The sequence below is a fragment of the Hymenobacter jeollabukensis genome, assembly GCF_005771675.1.
Lineage (GTDB): Bacteria > Bacteroidota > Bacteroidia > Cytophagales > Hymenobacteraceae > Solirubrum > Solirubrum jeollabukense.
Genome location: NZ_VAJM01000001.1, coordinates 101,478 through 118,315 on the forward strand (window position 1 = coordinate 101,478; position 16,838 = coordinate 118,315).

General features: G+C 61.9%; 15 protein-coding genes. 8 read left to right on the top strand and 7 right to left on the bottom strand.

Translation table 11 applies throughout. The annotated features are described in order from the left end of the window. Positions 1 to 279 precede the first annotated feature (279 nt). The 6 genes from FDY95_RS00465 to lepA all read right to left on the bottom strand — a co-directional run bounded on the left by FDY95_RS00465 (position 280) and on the right by lepA (position 6,548). Positions 280 to 2,220 carry an OmpA family protein gene (locus FDY95_RS00465; protein WP_246073888.1) on the bottom strand — a complete coding sequence of 647 codons (1,941 nt, stop codon included), beginning with the start codon at positions 2,218 to 2,220 and terminating at the stop codon, positions 280 to 282. Between the two features lie 10 nt (positions 2,221 to 2,230). Continuing rightward, a complete protein-coding gene (locus FDY95_RS00470) occupies positions 2,231 to 2,812 on the bottom strand; it encodes a 7-carboxy-7-deazaguanine synthase QueE (RefSeq protein WP_138075433.1) in 582 nt (193 codons plus the stop codon). Positions 2,813 to 3,026: 214 nt separating this feature from the next. Beyond that, complete coding sequence (locus FDY95_RS00475; protein WP_111476705.1) at positions 3,027 to 3,938, bottom strand: bifunctional 5,10-methylenetetrahydrofolate dehydrogenase/5,10-methenyltetrahydrofolate cyclohydrolase; 912 nt, start codon at positions 3,936 to 3,938, stop codon at positions 3,027 to 3,029. A gap of 46 nt (positions 3,939 to 3,984) precedes the next feature. Further along, entirely contained in the window at positions 3,985 to 4,461 is a 477-nt protein-coding gene (locus FDY95_RS00480) for a hypothetical protein (protein WP_138074765.1), read from the bottom strand. Between the two features lie 30 nt (positions 4,462 to 4,491). Then, on the bottom strand, positions 4,492 to 4,710 hold the full coding sequence (locus FDY95_RS00485; protein ID WP_133256886.1) for a hypothetical protein: 219 nt from the start codon (positions 4,708 to 4,710) through the stop codon (positions 4,492 to 4,494). Positions 4,711 to 4,760: 50 nt separating this feature from the next. Further along, positions 4,761 to 6,548, bottom strand: a complete 1,788-nt coding sequence (gene lepA / locus FDY95_RS00490; protein WP_138074766.1) for a translation elongation factor 4 — start codon at positions 6,546 to 6,548, stop codon at positions 4,761 to 4,763. A 129-nt stretch (positions 6,549 to 6,677) separates the two neighbouring features. Here lepA and FDY95_RS00495 point away from each other — a divergent pair, with 129 nt between their 5' ends. The 6 genes from FDY95_RS00495 to FDY95_RS00520 all read left to right on the top strand — a co-directional run bounded on the left by FDY95_RS00495 (position 6,678) and on the right by FDY95_RS00520 (position 11,676). Beyond that, positions 6,678 to 7,529: a hypothetical protein gene (locus FDY95_RS00495; protein WP_138074767.1), complete on the top strand. Its 852-nt coding sequence runs from the start codon at positions 6,678 to 6,680 to the stop codon at positions 7,527 to 7,529. Between the two features lie 120 nt (positions 7,530 to 7,649). Further along, complete coding sequence (locus FDY95_RS00500; protein ID WP_138074768.1) at positions 7,650 to 8,003, top strand: hypothetical protein; 354 nt, start codon at positions 7,650 to 7,652, stop codon at positions 8,001 to 8,003. A 253-nt stretch (positions 8,004 to 8,256) separates the two neighbouring features. Further along, positions 8,257 to 9,108 carry a carboxypeptidase-like regulatory domain-containing protein gene (locus FDY95_RS00505; RefSeq protein WP_138074769.1) on the top strand — a complete coding sequence of 284 codons (852 nt, stop codon included), beginning with the start codon at positions 8,257 to 8,259 and terminating at the stop codon, positions 9,106 to 9,108. 123 nt (positions 9,109 to 9,231) lie between these two features. After that, on the top strand, positions 9,232 to 10,002 hold the full coding sequence (locus FDY95_RS00510; protein ID WP_138074770.1) for a DUF434 domain-containing protein: 771 nt from the start codon (positions 9,232 to 9,234) through the stop codon (positions 10,000 to 10,002). Positions 10,003 to 10,131: 129 nt separating this feature from the next. Then, positions 10,132 to 10,971 (top strand): carboxypeptidase-like regulatory domain-containing protein, encoded by an 840-nt coding sequence (locus FDY95_RS00515; protein WP_171025464.1) that lies wholly within the window; start codon positions 10,132 to 10,134, stop codon positions 10,969 to 10,971. Positions 10,972 to 11,073: 102 nt separating this feature from the next. Continuing rightward, complete coding sequence (locus FDY95_RS00520; protein WP_212744840.1) at positions 11,074 to 11,676, top strand: Uma2 family endonuclease; 603 nt, start codon at positions 11,074 to 11,076, stop codon at positions 11,674 to 11,676. A 10-nt stretch (positions 11,677 to 11,686) separates the two neighbouring features. Here FDY95_RS00520 and FDY95_RS00525 read toward each other — a convergent pair whose 3' ends face one another. After that, positions 11,687 to 12,232, bottom strand: coding sequence for a hypothetical protein (locus FDY95_RS00525; RefSeq protein ID WP_138074772.1), 546 nt, complete (start codon positions 12,230 to 12,232; stop codon positions 11,687 to 11,689). 111 nt (positions 12,233 to 12,343) lie between these two features. Here FDY95_RS00525 and FDY95_RS00530 point away from each other — a divergent pair, with 111 nt between their 5' ends. After that, positions 12,344 to 15,811, top strand: a complete 3,468-nt coding sequence (locus FDY95_RS00530) for a methylmalonyl-CoA mutase family protein (protein ID WP_138074773.1) — start codon at positions 12,344 to 12,346, stop codon at positions 15,809 to 15,811. An 82-nt stretch (positions 15,812 to 15,893) separates the two neighbouring features. Next, the gene (locus tag FDY95_RS00535; RefSeq protein ID WP_138074774.1) at positions 15,894 to 16,790 is read left to right on the top strand and encodes a restriction endonuclease; all 897 of its coding nucleotides are present in this window, start codon (positions 15,894 to 15,896) and stop codon (positions 16,788 to 16,790) included. Positions 16,791 to 16,838: the final 48 nt, after the last annotated feature.

Consider the following 16,838-nt stretch of genomic DNA (forward strand, 5'->3'; position numbering starts at 1 on the left):
TAAGTGAAGTGACAAAGAGCGAAACCCAGTATCCAGGCCAAAACGGCGGCCCGGTAACTGCATTGGGTTCGACCAAATGTGTGGGGATAAAAATGAAATAGCAAAAAGAAATTTTGTAACTATTCTATCCACAAGCTTTTATCAAAACAACAATTAACCCTCATTTTCAACACATTAAACCAAGCACAGAAAAGCCCAGATATAGCACAAAAAAAAGTCAAACGGCCGGTTTTGCGGGGCAAAACCGGCCGTTTGACTGGCTGGAAAAAGCGGAAACGGCTACAGGATGCGCAGCTCGATGCGGCGGTTCTGCTGGCGGTGCTCGTCCGAATCGTTCGGGGCCAGCGGCTTCGATTCGCCGTAGCCACGGAAGCGCAGGCGCTCGGCCTTCACTTTGTGCTCCACCAGGTAGGTATACACCGATTTGGCCCGGTTCTTCGACAAAACCATGTTGTCGTCGTCGGTGCCCACGTCGTCGGTATGGCCCGAAATTTCCACCTGCACGTCCGGGTACTGACTCATGAACTTGATGAGGCGGTTCAGTTCGGTGCGGGAGTTGGGCTTAAGGGCGTACTCCTTGGAATCGAAGAAGAGGTTGTTGAGCACGATGGCGCGGCCGGCGCGCACGGGCTCCAGGTAAATGTCGAGGGTAAGCGGGTCGAAGCTGCGCTTGTCGGAGTAGTCGAAGTTCAGGCTGCGCATCAGGTACTTATCGGCCACGGCGTACATGCCGTACTGGTGGCCTTCGTTGAGCACCACGGTGTAGTCGCCGCTTTCCGGGTCGCTCATCACGGCCTGCACCATTTCGTCGGTTTTCAGGTCGTAGAGCTGCACGTCGGCCTGCAGGGGCTTCTTGGTCACGGCGTCGAATACGCGGCCCTGGGTGTAGGTGCTTTGCTCACTGGAGCGCACGGCGGCGGGCACCTCGAAGCCGAACAGCTCCACCGGCCGGTCGCGCTCGGCCACGGCGGCCTCGGCGGGCCGGGTGCGGGCGCAGAAGCCGCGGCGGTTATCGGAGCTGATGAACAGCGAGGCTTCGTTTTCGAAGGTATTGAGCGGGTAGCCCAGGTTTTCGGGGTTGCCGAACTTGCCCGCGCTGATATTGGCCTTGTACACGTCGAGGCCGCCCATGCCTACCATCCCATCGGAAACATAGTAGAGCGTGCTGCCGCTGGCGTGGATGAACGGGGCCATGTCCTTGCCCGCGGTATTCACCGGCGCCCCCAGGTTGCGCGCCACCGCCCACGTACCGTCTTCCTGCAGGGTCGTCACGTAGATGTCTTCCAGCCCCACGCCGCCGCGGCGGTCGGAGGTGAAGTAGAGCGTGCGCCCGTCGGCCGAAAGCGTGGGCTGCGAGTCCCAGGCCACGGAGTTGACGTTGCGGCCCAGGTTGCGCGGCTTGCTCCACGAGTTGCCGGTGCGCCGCGAAATGTATAAGTCGCAGTTACCCACGGCGCCGGGCCGGTCGCAGGAGGCGAAGACCAGCGTTTTGCCGTCCCCGGAAATCGAGCCGGCGCCTTCGTTGAACTGCGAGTTGATGGCCGAGGAAATCAGCTGCGGGTCACCAAACGAGCCGTCCTTCTCAATGCGGCTGATGACAATATCCTCGTCCGACTCCCCGGTTTTGCGGGCGGTGTAGACGAGGAAACGGTTGTCGGCCGTAACGGCCGGGAAATACTGGAAGCGGAAGGTGTTGAGCGGGGCGCCCAGTCGTTCGGGGGCCTTGCCCACCGGGTTCTGCAGGGCTTTCAGGGCAAATTCGCAGTTGGCCACCTGCTGCTGCGCCTTCGGGATGTAGCGCTGGCCCTTGGGCGCCACCTTCAGGTACTTCTGGTAGGCATCCAGCGCCGGCTGGTACTCGCCGAAGCTCATGGCCAGCTCGCCCAGGGTGAAGTAGTCGTTCATGCGGCCGGGGTCAAAGGCCGTCTTCTCAACGCCTTCCCGGTATGCTTCGAAGGCCGAGCGGGTGTCGCCCATGGCCTTGTAGAGCTGGCCTTTTAGCAGAAACGGCTCCCCCATCGAGGGAAATTTCTGGTTGAGCGTGCTCAGCGTTTCAATGGCTTTGTTGAACTCGCGGTCCTTGACTTGCTGCTGCGCTTTTTCCCACAGGCTTTTGGCTTTGGAATTGGTGATGGGCACTTTGACTTGCGCAAGGGCCGGCTGCAAAGGCAGCAGACCGCCGGCAGCCACAACCAGCAGGGGCAGCAACACGCGACGCATAAACGGGGCGCTAGGGAATGTCGAGGTATTTGTGCGTCTGCAAGGACACCTGCCACTGCGGGTGCTGCTTGACGTAATCGATGATGAGCGGCGTGACCTGGGCGGCCTTGCCCCACTCGGGCTGCAGGAACAGGCGGCAGTCGGGCCCGACTTGCGCGGCGTGCTCCTCGGCCCAGGCAAAGTCGCTCTTGTTGAACACAACGACTTTCAGCTCGTGGGCATTGCGAAGCACTTCGGGCAGCGGGGCCTTGAATTTCTTGGGCGAGAGGCAAATCCAGTCCCACTCGCCCGAGAGCGGGTGAGCCCCGGAGGTTTCCATCCAGGTTTGCAGGCCGGCCTCGTGCAGGGCGCGGGTGAGCGGGCCCAGGTCGTGCATCAGCGGCTCGCCGCCGGTGATGACCACGTTGCGGCCGGAATGCGCCGAGGCTTCAGCGACTAGGCTTTCGATGCTCAGACGCGGGTGCAGGTCGGCATCCCAGGATTCTTTCACGTCGCACCAGTGGCAGCCCACGTCGCAGCCGCCGAGGCGGATGAAGTAGGCGGCCCGACCGGCGTTGGCTCCTTCGCCCTGAATCGTGTAAAACTGCTCCATCACGGGCAGGGCCGCGGGAGTGGTCGACGCATCAGACAAGGCAAGGGTGGGCAGAGGGTAAAGCAAAGCGAAACAGTAGGGCAGAAAACAAGGTCGGGCCGCTTGGTAAACGAAGCTCCCCCCGGTTGGGGTTCCTCCGGCCACCCAGCGGCCCGACCTTAAAAATACAATTCCCCGGTGAATTTGGCAATTTCAGCGGGACATTTGCCCGCCGCTAGCGCGGATACACCTCGCCCTTGGCGGCCCGCAGCGTGTTTAGCAGCAGCATGGCAATGGTCATCGGCCCCACCCCGCCCGGCACCGGGGTGATGTAGGAGCACAGCGGGGCCACGCCGGCAAAGTCCACGTCGCCGCGCAGGGCCCAGCCCGACTTTTTCGAGGCATCCTCCACCCGCGTGGTGCCCACGTCAATAACCACCGCGCCGGGCTTCACCATGTCGGCCGTCACAAAGCCGGGCCGGCCCAGGGCGGCTACCAGAATGTCAGCGGTGCGGGTGATGCTGCCCAGGTCCTGGGTGCGCGAGTGACATAAAGTAACGGTGCAGTTACCTGGCTCCAAGTTCTTAGCCAGCAATATACTAACCGGCGTACCCACAATGTTGGAACGCCCGATTACCACGCAGTGCTTGCCGTCGGTAGGCAGCTCGTAGCGGCGCAGCAGCTCCACGATGCCCGAGGGCGTGGCGGGCAGCAGCGCGGGCAGCCCGGCCACCATACGCCCGATGTTCATGGGGTGGAAGCCATCCACGTCCTTCTCAGGCCGGATGGCCTCGATGACCTTGTTCGGGTCGATGTGCTTGGGCAGGGGCAGTTGCACGATAAAGCCGTCGATTTCCGGGTCGTTGTTCAGCGCGTCGACCTGGCGCAGCAGCTCGGCCTCGGTGATGTCGTCCTCGAAGCGCAGCAGCGTGGAGCCGAAGCCCACGGCCTCGCAGGCCAGCACCTTATTGCGCACGTAGGTTTCGGAGCCGCCGTCGTGGCCCACCAGGATGGCGGCCAAATGGGGCTGCTTCTGGCCGGCGGCTTTGCGGGCGGCTACTTCGGCGGCAATTTCCTGCTTGATGTTCTCGGCGGTCTGCTTGCCGTCGATGAGGCGGTAGGTCGTGGCGTCGGGAGCAGTGGTCATATGTGAGAGAAGGGTTGGTGTTCGGAATTAGCGGCCGGCCGGCCGGTCAGCTGTTACGCCCGACTGGCTCCAGTACGATGGCGTTATCGGGCTGCACGCCGTAGATCTGGCGGTTTTGGTGGATAACAAACCAGCTGCAGTCCCAGTCCCGGTGGGGCGAGAGTTCGTTCAGGATGTGCAAGGCTTGCCCATCGGCAAACCGGATGGTCAGGTCCCGCCAGGCCGACAGCTCCACGGCAGCAACCGTCAGGCCTTCCAGCGCCTTCAGCCCTGGGGCCAGGAAAGCATCGGAGTCGTCGTGCCAGCTAAGCAGCACTTGGTCTTCGCGCACGATTCGCCAGGCGCAATACACCATCAGGGAAAACGCTCCTTGATTCGCATCCGTGGGCAGCGGCTCACCGAACTCCAGCGTGAAGATGGAGCCGGTGCCATTGCCGGCGCGGCTGCGCCATGGCCGGGTACCAACCAGCTGCGTCACGAAAGCGCGCAGGTCCTCGGTGCTCAGAAAGGTTTGTTGCGTCATTGGCACTTCGCGGCGACGGCCGGCTTGGGGTTACTTCTCGCTGGCAGCCGTTTCGGTGTTGCGGGCAATGGCTTCGCGGCCGGCTTTCAGGATGGCCTGCTCCATCACCGGCCAATCGTCGCGCCAGCGGAAGCGCAGCTCCTGGCCGCGGCGGATTTTTTCGAGTTGGGCTTCGCTCGTGCAGTTCTTGGTCAGCGCGTCGTTCATGGGGTTGGGGTTAGTCACACAGCGCTTTTGCAAGAATTGCATGAAGTGAAAGGAAACAAAAAACGCGGCCCGATCGGAACCGCGTTTTTGCATTAATCAATTTTAAGGACGGCCAGAAAGGCCTCTTGCGGAATCTCAACGGACCCGACCTGGCGCATCCGCTTTTTGCCTTCCTTCTGCTTTTCGAGCAGCTTGCGCTTACGGCTGATGTCGCCGCCGTAGCACTTGGCAATTACGTTTTTGCGCAGGGCTTTCACCGTTTCGCGGGCCACGATTTTCTGCCCGATAGCGGCCTGAATGGCAATTTCGAACATCTGGCGCGGCAGCAGCTCCTTGAGCTTTTCGCAGAGGCGCTTGCCCCAGTCGTAGCTCTTGGAGCGGTGCACGATGGCCGACAGGGCATCCACCTTCTCGCCGTTGAGCATCACGTCCAGCTTCACCATGTCCGACTGCCGGAAGCCGATCAGCTCGTAGTCCAAGGAAGCGTAGCCGCGCGAAATGGTCTTGAGCTTGTCGAAGAAGTCGAACACAATTTCGGACAAGGGCAGCTCAAACGACAGCTCCACCCGCTCCGAGGTCAGGTACGACTGCCCCTTGATCAGGCCGCGCTTCTCCATGCAGAGCGTGATGATCGGGCCGACGAATTCGGCGGCCGTGATGATTTGGGCCTTGATGAAGGGCTCCTCGATGTGCTTGATCAGGTTCGGCTCGGGCATTTCGCTCGGGGCCGATACCATTTTCAGCTCGTCGCGGTTCGAGATGACCTTGAACTGCACCGAGGGCACGGTGGTAATCACGGTCATGTTGAACTCGCGCTCCAGGCGCTCCTGCACAATTTCCATGTGCAGCATGCCCAGGAAGCCGCAGCGGAAGCCGAAGCCCAGCGCGGCCGAGGTTTCCGGCTCCCACACCAGTGAGGCGTCATTGAGCTGCAGCTTTTCCATGCAGGAGCGCAGCTCTTCGTATTCGGTGGTATCGACGGGGTAAATGCCGGCGAATACCATCGGCTTCACGTCCTCGAAGCCCACGATGGCCTCGGTGGTGGGCCGCGCCACGTGGGTGATGGTGTCGCCCACCTTCACTTCGCGGGCTTCCTTGATGCCCGAAATCAGGTAGCCCACGTTGCCGGCCGACATTTCGCCGCGGGCCTCCTGGTTGAGTTTGAGCACCCCGATTTCGTCGGCGCCGTACTCCTTGCCGGTGGCCAGGAAGCGCAGCTTGTCGCCCTTGCGCATGGTGCCGTTCTTGATGCGGAACAGCACTTCGATGCCGCGGTAGGAGTTGAAGACAGAGTCGAAAATCAGGGCCTGCAGGGGGGCTTCCGGGTCGCCGGAGGGCGCGGGGACGCGCTCCACGATGGCGTTCAGGATTTCCTCGATGCCGATGCCGGCCTTGCCGGAGGCATGGATAATATCCTCGTGCTTGCAGCCGATCAAATCCACTATTTCGTCCGAGACTTCCTCGGGCATGGCGTGGGGCAGGTCGATTTTGTTGAGCACCGGGATGATTTCCAGGTCGGCCCCAATGGCCAGGTACAGGTTGGAAATCGTCTGCGCTTCGATGCCCTGCGAGGAATCGACGATCAGCAGAGCGCCTTCGCAGGCGGCAATGGAGCGCGACACTTCGTAGCTGAAGTCGACGTGGCCGGGGGTATCAATGAGGTTGAGCGTGTACATTTCCCCCTTGTAGGGGAACTGCATCTGGATGGCGTGGCTCTTGATGGTGATGCCCCGCTCGCGCTCCAGATCCATGTTATCGAGCAATTGGGCCTGCATATCGCGCTTGGCTACGGTGCTGGTAAATTCCAGCAGGCGGTCGGCCAGCGTGCTTTTGCCGTGGTCGATGTGGGCGATGATGCAGAAGTTGCGGATGTTCTTCACTCAGCGGTAATAAAGGCGTGTTGCAACCGCGAAGGTAGCGTTTTCGGGCCGCAAAAACTACCGGCGGCCCCGGCGCTGCCTTGGTGGTACGAGGGCAACCCGCTTATTTTAGCGCTAGTTCCCCCCGCCATGTCCGTTACCGATACGTCCCTGCAGTCTTCTTCCACCGATATCGGCCAGAAGACGCTGATTGCCGGCTTCAACGCCACCCTGCTCTTCATATTGGCCTACCTCACGGCCGATACCGCGTACCGGCTGGCCACCGTGCTCATGGCCCGGCAGCTGCACATTCCGGGCGTGTGGGAATTGAGTCGGGTGAAGTTTCTGATTGCCGATTCGAGCTGGTGGCGGCAGGCGGTGGTGGCTGTTTACAGCGTGGGGCCGCTGGTGTGCCTGGTGTTAGGCGTCGTGGCGGCGCTGTGGTTCTGGCAGCGGGCCCGGCTGCGGCGCGGCCTGCTGAAGCAGTACCTGCTGTGGCTGGTGCTGCACTGCCTCAACCTTTTTTTCGGGGCCATGGTGGCCGATACGATTACGCAGTCGGGCTTCTGGTACGTGCCGAGCTGGGTATTTCTGGCCGGTAATGCCGTCAACGTGGCCGTGGCCGTGCTCAGCGGGCTGGCTCTGCTGGCGCTGGGCTACCTAACGGCCCCGCTGTTTCTGCAGAGCCACGACTCGCGCACCCTCATGCGCTACGGCCAGCGCCGCCGCCTGCTGGGGGCCACGCTGTTTGCGCCCTGGCTGCTGGGCTCAGCGCTGATCGGCTTGGCCAAGTACCCCGACATGAGCACCAGCGAGTGGCTGCACCTGGCCACGCTGGTTGTGGCCCTGGTGCCGCTGGCCGTGGGCAGCAGCAACGAGCTGTTCGAGTTTACGGTGGATATGCCGCAGAAAACGCGGGTAGCCAGCGGCTTGCTGGTGCTGGTGGTGCTGGTGCTGGTGCTGGTCCGGGTGGTGCTGGGCCACGGCCTGCACTTTGGCTAGGGGCGGCTACTGCGGCCGAGACTTCTGCTGCATTTCGCCCCATGTGCCGCCCGCAGCTCGACCTTAACGGCCGGCTGCCGGACCGCGTACTGCCCGACTGCACCAACAACCACAGGAGCTATGTCCGTAAAACTCAATCCCGACGCCGTCCGCTACGCCCGGCAGCTGATCAAGGACGGCAAATTCAAGAACGACTCCGGCCACTGGCGGGAGCACAACCCCGACACTGCGGCCGAAAACAAGTACCTCGCCAAGCACGAAATCGAGGAGTACGCCCGGTGGCACCTGGGCCTCGATACCAGCCTGGGCGAGGATACCAAGGGCCGCTACAAATTCCCCTTCGGCGACTTCAAGGCCGTACACCGCGACGGGCTGCTGGCCGCCAAGGAGCGCGCCGCCCAGCAGGGCTACCACGACATCGAGAAGGCTGCCGACGAGCTGGAACAGGCCTTGGAAAAACGGGCCGCCAAGTAGCTTGCTCCGCCCGTCGGCCCCTGGGTCGACGGGCGTTTTTTCTTCGTTCCGGCGGATGGACCGGTCTCGGCGAAGTACGGAGGCATGAACCCGAGCGCATAAGCGTCTTTCTCGCCCCGTGACGCACCGACCGGCCTATTTGCCCGTCTGCTGCGCATCCGTTTGCAGCCGGATGCCGTAGTTTGCGCCGCGCACACTCGTGCCTCCCTCGGCCCCACCTGCCGCTTATCCTCCTTCCTTATCCCGCTCCGGCATGTTTCGACGGCTTCTGGCCAGCTTCCCCTTCGCGCTGCTCCCGCTCCTGGCTCCGGCCCAAGCCCCACCCCTCACCGGCCAGGTGCTCAACGCCCAAACCGGCCTGCCTGTGCCCTTTGCCACCCTCGGCGTGCCCCGCCGCGGCCTGGGCACCGTGGCCGACGAGCAGGGCCGCTACGTGCTGCGCCTGCCGTCATTGGCCGATACGCTCATCGTGACCAGCGTAGGCTTTTCGCGCGAGGTGGTGCTGCCCGCCGCCCTGGCCGCCGGGCAACGCGAGTTTAAGCTCCGGCCCGAGCAAACCACCCTGCAAACCGTGCAGATTGCCCACCGCCCCGTGCGCCCCGCCACCCTGGGCCGCACCCAGGAAAAGGGCGACGTGCGCTGGATGGCCGGTTCTTCGGGCAAGGAAACCGTCGACGACGAGTGGGGCTGGGAGCTGGGCGCCGTGCTCACGCCCGAGCGGCCGGCCCTGCTGGAAGAATTCCACCTCTTCCTCTTCGACAACACCTACGACCACCTGCGCTTCCGCCTCAACCTTTACGCGCTGGAAAACGGCCGCCCGGGCAAGCCGCTGCTCAGCCAGGACGTGCAGCTGAAGGTGGTGCGCTGGCAAAAAGGCTGGGTGACGCTCGACCTGCGCCCCTACAACATTGCGCTGGCCGCCCAGCCCGTAGTGGCCACTATTCAGTGGCTGCAGAGCGAGACCAGCAAGCCCGAAAACAAGTATTTCAGCATCCCGGTGAAGCGCGAGGCCAAGCAGACGATGGTGGAGCGCGAAAACAGCCAGGCCCTCTGGACCATTCATCCGCTGCAGCCCAGCCTGTACTTCTCGCTGCTGACGGAGTAGCTTACCGCCCCGGTCAGCCGGCCCAAAGCCGGCCGACCGGTCGCCGCCAGCATAGTGCCGGTGCGCCTCGCCCCTTAATACCCGTCGGCCCTACCCCCCCGCGCTTCATCACCCCAACCGCCCATGCGCCCTGCCGACACCCGCCACCGCGGCCCTCACCCCGCCGATACTGAGCTATTCGCGCCCCAGTGGGTACCGGTGCTGCGCCGGGCTGTGGCGGAAATGTCCTGGCTGCTGACGCGCGGCTATCCGCCCGGCGGCACCCTCAAGCTGGTGGGCGACCGGTACGCCCTCACCGAGCGGCAGCGCTGGGCCGTGGGCCGCGCCGCCTGCCCCGATGAGCAGTACCACCTCCGCACCGCCAAGCAGCTGCCCGCCGCCGACCTCGGCGGCCGCCCTGTGTCGATTGACGGCTTCAACCTGCTCATCACGCTGGAAACGGCCCTGAGCGGCGGCGTCGTGCTGCGCGGCCGCGACTCGGCCCTGCGCGACCTGTCGAGCATTCACGGCACCTACCGGGCCGTGCAGGAAACCGACCGCGCCATCCGCCTGGCCGCCGCGCTGCGGCACCTCAATCCTGGCCCCGTCCGCTGGCTGCTCGATCAGCCGGTATCCAACAGCGGCCGCCTCGCCGCCCGCCTGCGCGACCTGGGCCCGGAGCTGGGCCTGCCCTGGACGGCCGAAGTGGTGATGAACCCTGACCATGTGCTGGCCGCCGCCACCGACATCGTTGTGACTTCCGACTCAGTGGTGCTCGACCGCGCCGGCAGCTGGCTCAACCTGGCCGCCCTGGCCCTGGAGGCCGCGCCGCCGCGCTGGCTGCTGGACCTGGGGACCGAGTGGCCGGGCCATGAAGCCGGGCGGGTGCCCGAACCGCGCATTATTCTGGGCTAACACTCAGCGGCTTCGGGCCAGCCGGCGGGTGTTGGCAAGGCCCGCTGCAACCGCCAGCCGCGGCGTGGCCTCCTGCCAGCATACCATTCTGCTCGTGCGCTAATGCTGTTTGCCCCTGTATCCGCCCCTTTGGCCTTGCTGTTTTTTTCGTCCTGCCCGCCGCAGCAGCCGCGGGCGCAGGTGCTCGACGCGGCCACGGGCCAGCCCGTGCCCTACGCCTCGGTCGGCGTCCAGCTCAAGCCCCTGGGCACCGTGGCCGATGCCGCCGGCTACTTCGCCCCCCAGGCCCTGGCCGGCGCCCAGCCTGCCGATACGGTGGTGGTGAGCTGCGTGGGCTACGCGCCGCGCAAGCTGCTGGCCAGCACCCTGACCGAGGGCCAGCCGGTGCGCCTGCTCCCCCAAACCAATACCCTTTCGGCGGTGACGGTGCGGCCCGGGGCCTGGCAGCGGCGGCGCGTCGGGCACGAGGGCTCGTTCAGCTTCACCCAGTACAACTTCCACCTCAACGGCGACGCCGACCCCGCCCGTAAGCTGGGCCGCGAAGTCGGCACCATCTTGGCCCTGCGCCCCGGCAGCGAGCTGGAAGACGTGCACTTCTTCGTCGGCAATAACTCCTTCCGCGGCGTGCGGCTGCGCCTGAACGTGCGCGCCCTCGACGCCGACGACCAGCCCGCCGCCTCGCTGCTCACCCAGGACATTCACTACCAGCTGCCCGACGGCGCCAAAGGCTGGCAGCACCTTGACCTGCGCCCCTACCACGTGCAGACGGGGCAGCACGAGCACGTGGCCGTGACCCTGGAGTGGCTCGACGGCACCCCCGACCCCAGCCGCGACTGGCAGGTGCTGCTGATGCCCGCCCCGCTGAACCCGCTGCACCGCATGGTCTACCGCGACAAATCAGCCGACCAGTGGCGCAGCCTGCGCGCCAGTCTGAGTTTGTACGTGACGGCGGTGAGCCCGCGCGGCTAAATACGCCCGCCTCCTTCCCGATTCTTCCACACAGCCGCCCCCTACCCGGGCGGCTGCCTTTTTGCCCAGCCCGGGCCTGGCTTTTCCGCGTATCTTTAGCCTATGCGTAATTCCTTTGATTCTGGTGGCATCCTGTTGGGCGGCTCCTACCTGGAGCGCATGACCGATGACGAGTTTTTCGACTTCTGTCAGCAGCACCCCGAGCTGCGCATTGAGCGCACGGCCAACCACGAAATTCTGCTTATGTCGCCCACCGGCAGCCGCTCCGGCAAACGAAACGCCCGCCTCATCTTCCAACTCGGCAAATGGTGCGAGCAACACCCGGCGCTGGGTGAATATTTCGACTCCAATACCGGCTTCCGGCTGCCCGACAGCTCCATTCTCTCGCCGGATGCCTCCTGGGTATCCGCCGCCAAATGGAACGCCCTCACGCCGGAGCAGCAGGACAAGTTTGCGCCCCTGTGCCCGGAGTTAGTAGTAGAGCTGAAATCCAATACCGATTCGCTCAAGGCCCTGCAAGCCAAAATGCACGACTGGCTGCGCAACGGCGCCCAGCTGGCGTGGCTGCTCGACCCCGAGACCGAAACGGCCTACCTCTACCGCCCCGGCCAGCCCGAGCCCGAAACCGTGCAAGGCTTCGATAACGAGCTGTCCGGCGAAACGGTGCTGCGGGGCTTTCGGCTGCGGCTCTCTGAGCTGCGGTGATAATCAGTGGTTAATCCTCGTCTTCAAACTTTTGAATCCTAAGGTTTCCAACTCGCCAATCATCGGTATCCCACCAAAGTACATCGTCCAATTGCTTAATGAATTGCAGTGATGCTGGGAATCGTTGATACGGCTCACCGTTCGGTCTAAACCAACGCGTAACAATACAGATCGGAGAATCTGGATAGTAGCGTTTCTTTTTGTCATTCATTTGAATATCCCAAAAAGATACAAAGGCTCGTTCCGCATCTTCTAGGTGTTGCCTGACGCATTCGTGCGGGTATATCAAGCAGCCAATCCATATCTGGAGGCTGTCCTTACGTATGAGCTTCACTTTATGATGTGAATGCTTGACTCGCTCACAAAATTGCTTTTCCGTTATTCCGCAGTATTGTAACTCGTCTTCCCTCCCTCGTTTTCCGTCCTCCCTGCCAGTCAGCAGATACAAGCCATTGCCTTTTTCGACTCGCTTCAACTCTTCAAGCGAGTAAGGTCCTTCCCACTCGATGATTATGGTCGTCGTTGGCTTCCTATCCATAGCGGTGTTGTCAGGCAATTATAGTCGCAACAATATAGCAATTCCTAACACCCGTTAGCCCCGCGCGTCACCCCCACCGGGGCTTTTTCGTACTTTAGCCGCCCATTTCCCACTCGTCCGGATTCTGCCATGCACCCAGCTCCCGTAGCTCCCTATAAACCCCAGAACCACGTCCGCATCGTCACCGCGGCGGCCTTGTTCGACGGTCACGACGCGGCCATCAACATCATGCGCCGCATCATCCAGAGCAGCGGCGCGGAGGTCATTCACCTCGGCCACAACCGCTCGGTGCAGGAAATCGTGGACTGCGCCATCCAGGAAGACGCCCAGGCCATTGCCATTACCTCCTACCAGGGCGGCCACAACGAGTTCTTCAAGTACATGCACGACCTGCTGCACGAGCGCGGCGCGGGTCACATCAAAATCTTCGGCGGCGGCGGCGGCGTCATCCTGCCCTCCGAAATCGAGGAGCTGCAGGGCTACGGCATCACCCGCATCTACTCCCCCGACGATGGCCGCGCCATGGGCCTGCAGGGCATGATCAACGATTTGCTCGAACGCGCCGACTTCCCCACCGGCCAGAACCTGAACGGCGAAGCCGGCCACGTCAAGGAAAAGGACGCCCGCTCGCTGGGTCGCCTCATCTCCGCCGCCGAAAACTTCCCCGCCGAGTTCGAGCGCGTGAAAGGCCAGCTGATTTCCGATTTCCAGAAGGCCGAGTTCGGCAGCGACCAGCGCATCAACGCGGCTTCGTCGTCGCCCAGGAAAGCCCCGATTCTGGGCATCACCGGCACCGGCGGCGCGGGCAAGTCGAGCCTGGTGGACGAGCTGGTGCGCCGCTTCCTGCTCGACTTCCCCGACAAGACCATTGCCATCATTTCGGTCGACCCCTCCAAGCGCAAGACGGGCGGCGCCCTGCTCGGGGACCGGATCCGGATGAACGCCATCAACAACCCGCGGGTGTACATGCGCAGCCTGGCCACCCGCCAGAGCAACCTCGCCCTGAGCCGCTACGTGCAGGACGCGGTGGACGTGGTGCGCGCCGCCGACTTCGACCTGATCATCCTCGAAACCTCCGGCATCGGGCAGTCGGACACCGAAATCATCGAGCACTCCGACGCCAGCCTGTACGTGATGACGCCCGAGTACGGCGCGGCCACCCAGCTGGAGAAAATCGACATGCTCGACTTCGCCGACGTCATTGCCCTCAACAAATTCGACAAGCGCGGTGCCCTCGACGCGCTGCGCGACGTACGCAAGCAGTACCAGCGCAACCACCAGCTCTGGGAAACCAAGCTCGACGAGCTGCCCGTGTTCGGCACCATCGCCTCGCAGTTCAACGACCCGGGCATGAACCGCCTGTACCGGGCCGTGCTCAGCACCATCGAACGCAAAACCGGTACCCCGTTTCATTCCCACCTCGAAACTTCGGAAGACGCCAGCGAGAAGGTCTACATCATTCCGCCCCACCGCACGCGCTACCTCTCCGAAATCACCGAAACCATCCGCCAATATGACCAGTGGGTCGATAAACAAGCCGAAACCGCTCAGCAGCTCTACGGAATCCAGCAAAGCCTTGACGCCGTCCGGAGCCTTGGCGCCGCCCACGGAACCGGGGGGAGCAGCCGCGACGGATTCCAGCCCGATCAGCTCGCAGCCGGCCTGGCGCAAGCCTTCCAGGAAATCAAGCTCCGGCTGGACGGGCAGAACTGGAAACTCCTGGAAACCTGGCCGCAAAAGGTAGCCGCCTACAAAGCCCCGGAGTTCGTGTTCAAGGTGCGCGACAAGGAAATCCGCATCCAGACGCACTCCGAAACCCTCTCCCACCTGCAGATTCCGAAGGTGGCCACCCCGCGCTACTCGGCCTGGGGTGATTTGCTGCGCTGGCAGCTGCAGGAAAACGTGCCCGGCGAGTTTCCCTACACCGCCGGCGTGTTCCCCTTCAAGCGCGAGGGCGAAGACCCCACCCGCATGTTCGCGGGCGAAGGCGGCCCCGAGCGCACCAACCGCCGCTTCCACTACGTGTCGGCCGGGCTGCCCGCCAAGCGCCTGAGCACGGCGTTTGACTCGGTCACGCTCTACGGCGAAGACCCCGACCACCGCCCCGACATCTACGGCAAAATCGGCAACGCCGGGGTGAGCATCTGCTGCCTCGACGACGCCAAGAAGCTCTACTCCGGCTTCAACCTCGCCGACCCGGTCACGTCGGTGTCGATGACCATCAACGGCCCCGCCGCCACCCTGGCCGCCTTCTTCATGAACGCGGCCATCGACCAGCAGTGCGAGCTGTACATCCGGGAGCAGGGCCTCGAAGCCGAAATCGACCAGAAAATCGACGCCATCTACCAGGAGCGCGGCCAGGAGCGCCCGCGCTACCAGGGCGCCCTGCCCGCCGGCAACGACGGCCTGGGCCTGCGGCTGCTCGGCGTGACCGGCGACCAGGTGCTGCCCGCCGAGGTGTACCAGCCCATCAAGGCGCGCACGCTCAGCCAGGTGCGCGGCACCGTGCAGGCCGACATCCTGAAGGAAGACCAGGCCCAGAACACCTGCATCTTCAGCACCGAGTTTGCCCTGCGCCTCATGGGCGACGTGCAGGAGTACTTCATCAAGGAGAAGGTCCGCAACTTCTACTCCGTCTCCATCTCGGGCTACCACATTGCCGAGGCCGGCGCCAACCCCATCACCCAGCTGGCCTTGACTCTTTCGAACGGCTTCACCTTCGTGGAGTATTACGTGAGCCGGGGCATGGACGTGAACGACTTCGCGCCCAACCTCTCCTTCTTCTTCTCCAACGGCATGGACCCCGAGTACGCCGTGATGGGCCGCGTGGCGCGCCGCATCTGGGCCAAGGCCATGAAGCTGAAGTACGGCGCCAACGCCCGCTCGCAGATGTTGAAGTACCACATCCAGACCTCCGGCCGCAGCCTGCACGCCCAGGAAATCGACTTCAACGACATCCGCACCACGCTGCAGGCGCTGTACGCCATCTACGACAACTGCAACTCGCTGCATACCAACGCCTACGACGAGGCCATTACCACGCCCACCGAGGAATCGGTGCGCCGGGCCATGGCCATTCAGCTCATCATCAACCGGGAGCTGGGCCAGGCCAAAAACGAAAACCCCATCCAGGGCTCCTTCATCATCGAGGAAATGACCGACCTGGTGGAAGAAGCGGTGATGCTGGAGTTTGACCGCATCACCGAGCGCGGCGGCGTGCTGGGCGCCATGGAAACCATGTACCAGCGCGGCAAAATCCAGGAGGAAAGCCTGTACTACGAGATGCAGAAGCACACCGGCGAGCTGCCCATCATCGGGGTGAATACCTTCCTCTCCTCCAAAGGCTCGCCCACGGTGCAGCCCGCCGAGGTTATCCGCGCCACCGAGGACGAAAAGCAGTACCAAATCACCATGCTGCAGGCCCTGCACGCCCGCAACCGCGACCGGTCCGAAGACGCCCTGAAGCGCCTGCAGCAGGTGGCCGTGCAAAACGGCAACCTCTTCGAGGAGCTGATGGAAACGGTGAAGTCCTGCTCCCTCGGCCAGATTACCAACGCCCTGTTCGAAGTAGGCGGCCAGTACCGGCGGAATATGTAAGCCGCTGCGGCTGCTTGGGCTGACCGGAAACGGGTGCTACCTTGTGCGAGGTAGTACCCGTTTTTTGTTGACACCTTTAATTATGGATTGGAAGAAGTACGAAGAAGAGGTTTTTGACGCATTGTCTGCTCATTACATAAATGATACAATAATAAAGAACCACAAAATCAAAGGAAGATACTCGAATAGGTCTAGGCAAATAGATATTTATATTGAACAAAAAATTAATGGATCAAATTATATTACAATTGTCGATTCAAAGAATTACAACAAGAAAATAGATGTAAAGACTGTAGAATCATTTATCAGCATGATAGATGATGTCGGCGCAGACTATGGAATAATGATTTCTGAGCTAGGCTTTACCAAAAGCGCTTTTAACAGAGCCTTTAATAATCCCAAAGGCATTGAGCTAGATATATACAACTTCGACGAAATTACTAACCTTTTACAAGGAGAAGGAGCCGTTCCTTATTCTGGAAGTAATGGAGCCCTTATTCTTGCTCCATTCAGCTGGATTGTAGATGCAACGCGTCGGCCAGGCGCTCTTTGCTTTTTATACAGGCGAGGCATGACTTTAGAGGATGCTATAAGCAGCCGTGAATTTGCCTATATAAATTTCTGGTTGACAACAGACGAACCAAAAACTATTGAAGAACTATATGTACAGCAATCAGAGTACATAGCCAACTCAGCAACTATTGAATCAAATGAACTTATTGCTTCAGAAAATGCAGTTGGATTTGAATCAAAGATCAGAATTACCAAGGCAAAAGAATATTCCACATTAGAAATGGCTGGATATATAGATTTTGAAGGGTTCATCTTCTTTTGCATTTTGCACACTGACAAAAAATACAAAAGAAGAAACCTTAGAAAGCTTCATTTATTACTCAGGAATACCCTTCCAGTGTGGATTCGAGAAACAGAGCAGAGCGAAGAAGCGGGTTCTGAGTCGGAAAGCTTGCCAGAAGCATAAGCCTCCCCTAGCCGCCGCAGCGGTCAGCCGGTACCGCGCCGCTTGGAG

Excerpts from the sequence above, each read along its gene's own strand:
- FDY95_RS00470 (WP_138075433.1), bottom strand. The coding sequence starts at position 2,812 with ATGGAGCAGTTTTACACGATTCAGGGCGAAGGAGCCAACGCCGGTCGG.
- FDY95_RS00480 (WP_138074765.1), bottom strand. The coding sequence starts at position 4,461 with ATGACGCAACAAACCTTTCTGAGCACCGAGGACCTGCGCGCTTTCGTG.
- FDY95_RS00520 (WP_212744840.1), top strand. The coding sequence starts at position 11,074 with ATGCGTAATTCCTTTGATTCTGGTGGCATCCTGTTGGGCGGCTCCTAC.
- FDY95_RS00485 (WP_133256886.1), bottom strand. The coding sequence starts at position 4,710 with ATGCAATTCTTGCAAAAGCGCTGTGTGACTAACCCCAACCCCATGAAC.
- FDY95_RS00530 (WP_138074773.1), top strand. The coding sequence starts at position 12,344 with ATGCACCCAGCTCCCGTAGCTCCCTATAAACCCCAGAACCACGTCCGC.
- FDY95_RS00500 (WP_138074768.1), top strand. The coding sequence starts at position 7,650 with ATGTCCGTAAAACTCAATCCCGACGCCGTCCGCTACGCCCGGCAGCTG.
- FDY95_RS00475 (WP_111476705.1), bottom strand. The coding sequence starts at position 3,938 with ATGACCACTGCTCCCGACGCCACGACCTACCGCCTCATCGACGGCAAG.
- FDY95_RS00495 (WP_138074767.1), top strand. The coding sequence starts at position 6,678 with ATGTCCGTTACCGATACGTCCCTGCAGTCTTCTTCCACCGATATCGGC.
- FDY95_RS00535 (WP_138074774.1), top strand. The coding sequence starts at position 15,894 with ATGGATTGGAAGAAGTACGAAGAAGAGGTTTTTGACGCATTGTCTGCT.
- FDY95_RS00465 (WP_246073888.1), bottom strand. The coding sequence starts at position 2,220 with ATGCGTCGCGTGTTGCTGCCCCTGCTGGTTGTGGCTGCCGGCGGTCTG.
- FDY95_RS00510 (WP_138074770.1), top strand. The coding sequence starts at position 9,232 with ATGCGCCCTGCCGACACCCGCCACCGCGGCCCTCACCCCGCCGATACT.
- FDY95_RS00505 (WP_138074769.1), top strand. The coding sequence starts at position 8,257 with ATGTTTCGACGGCTTCTGGCCAGCTTCCCCTTCGCGCTGCTCCCGCTC.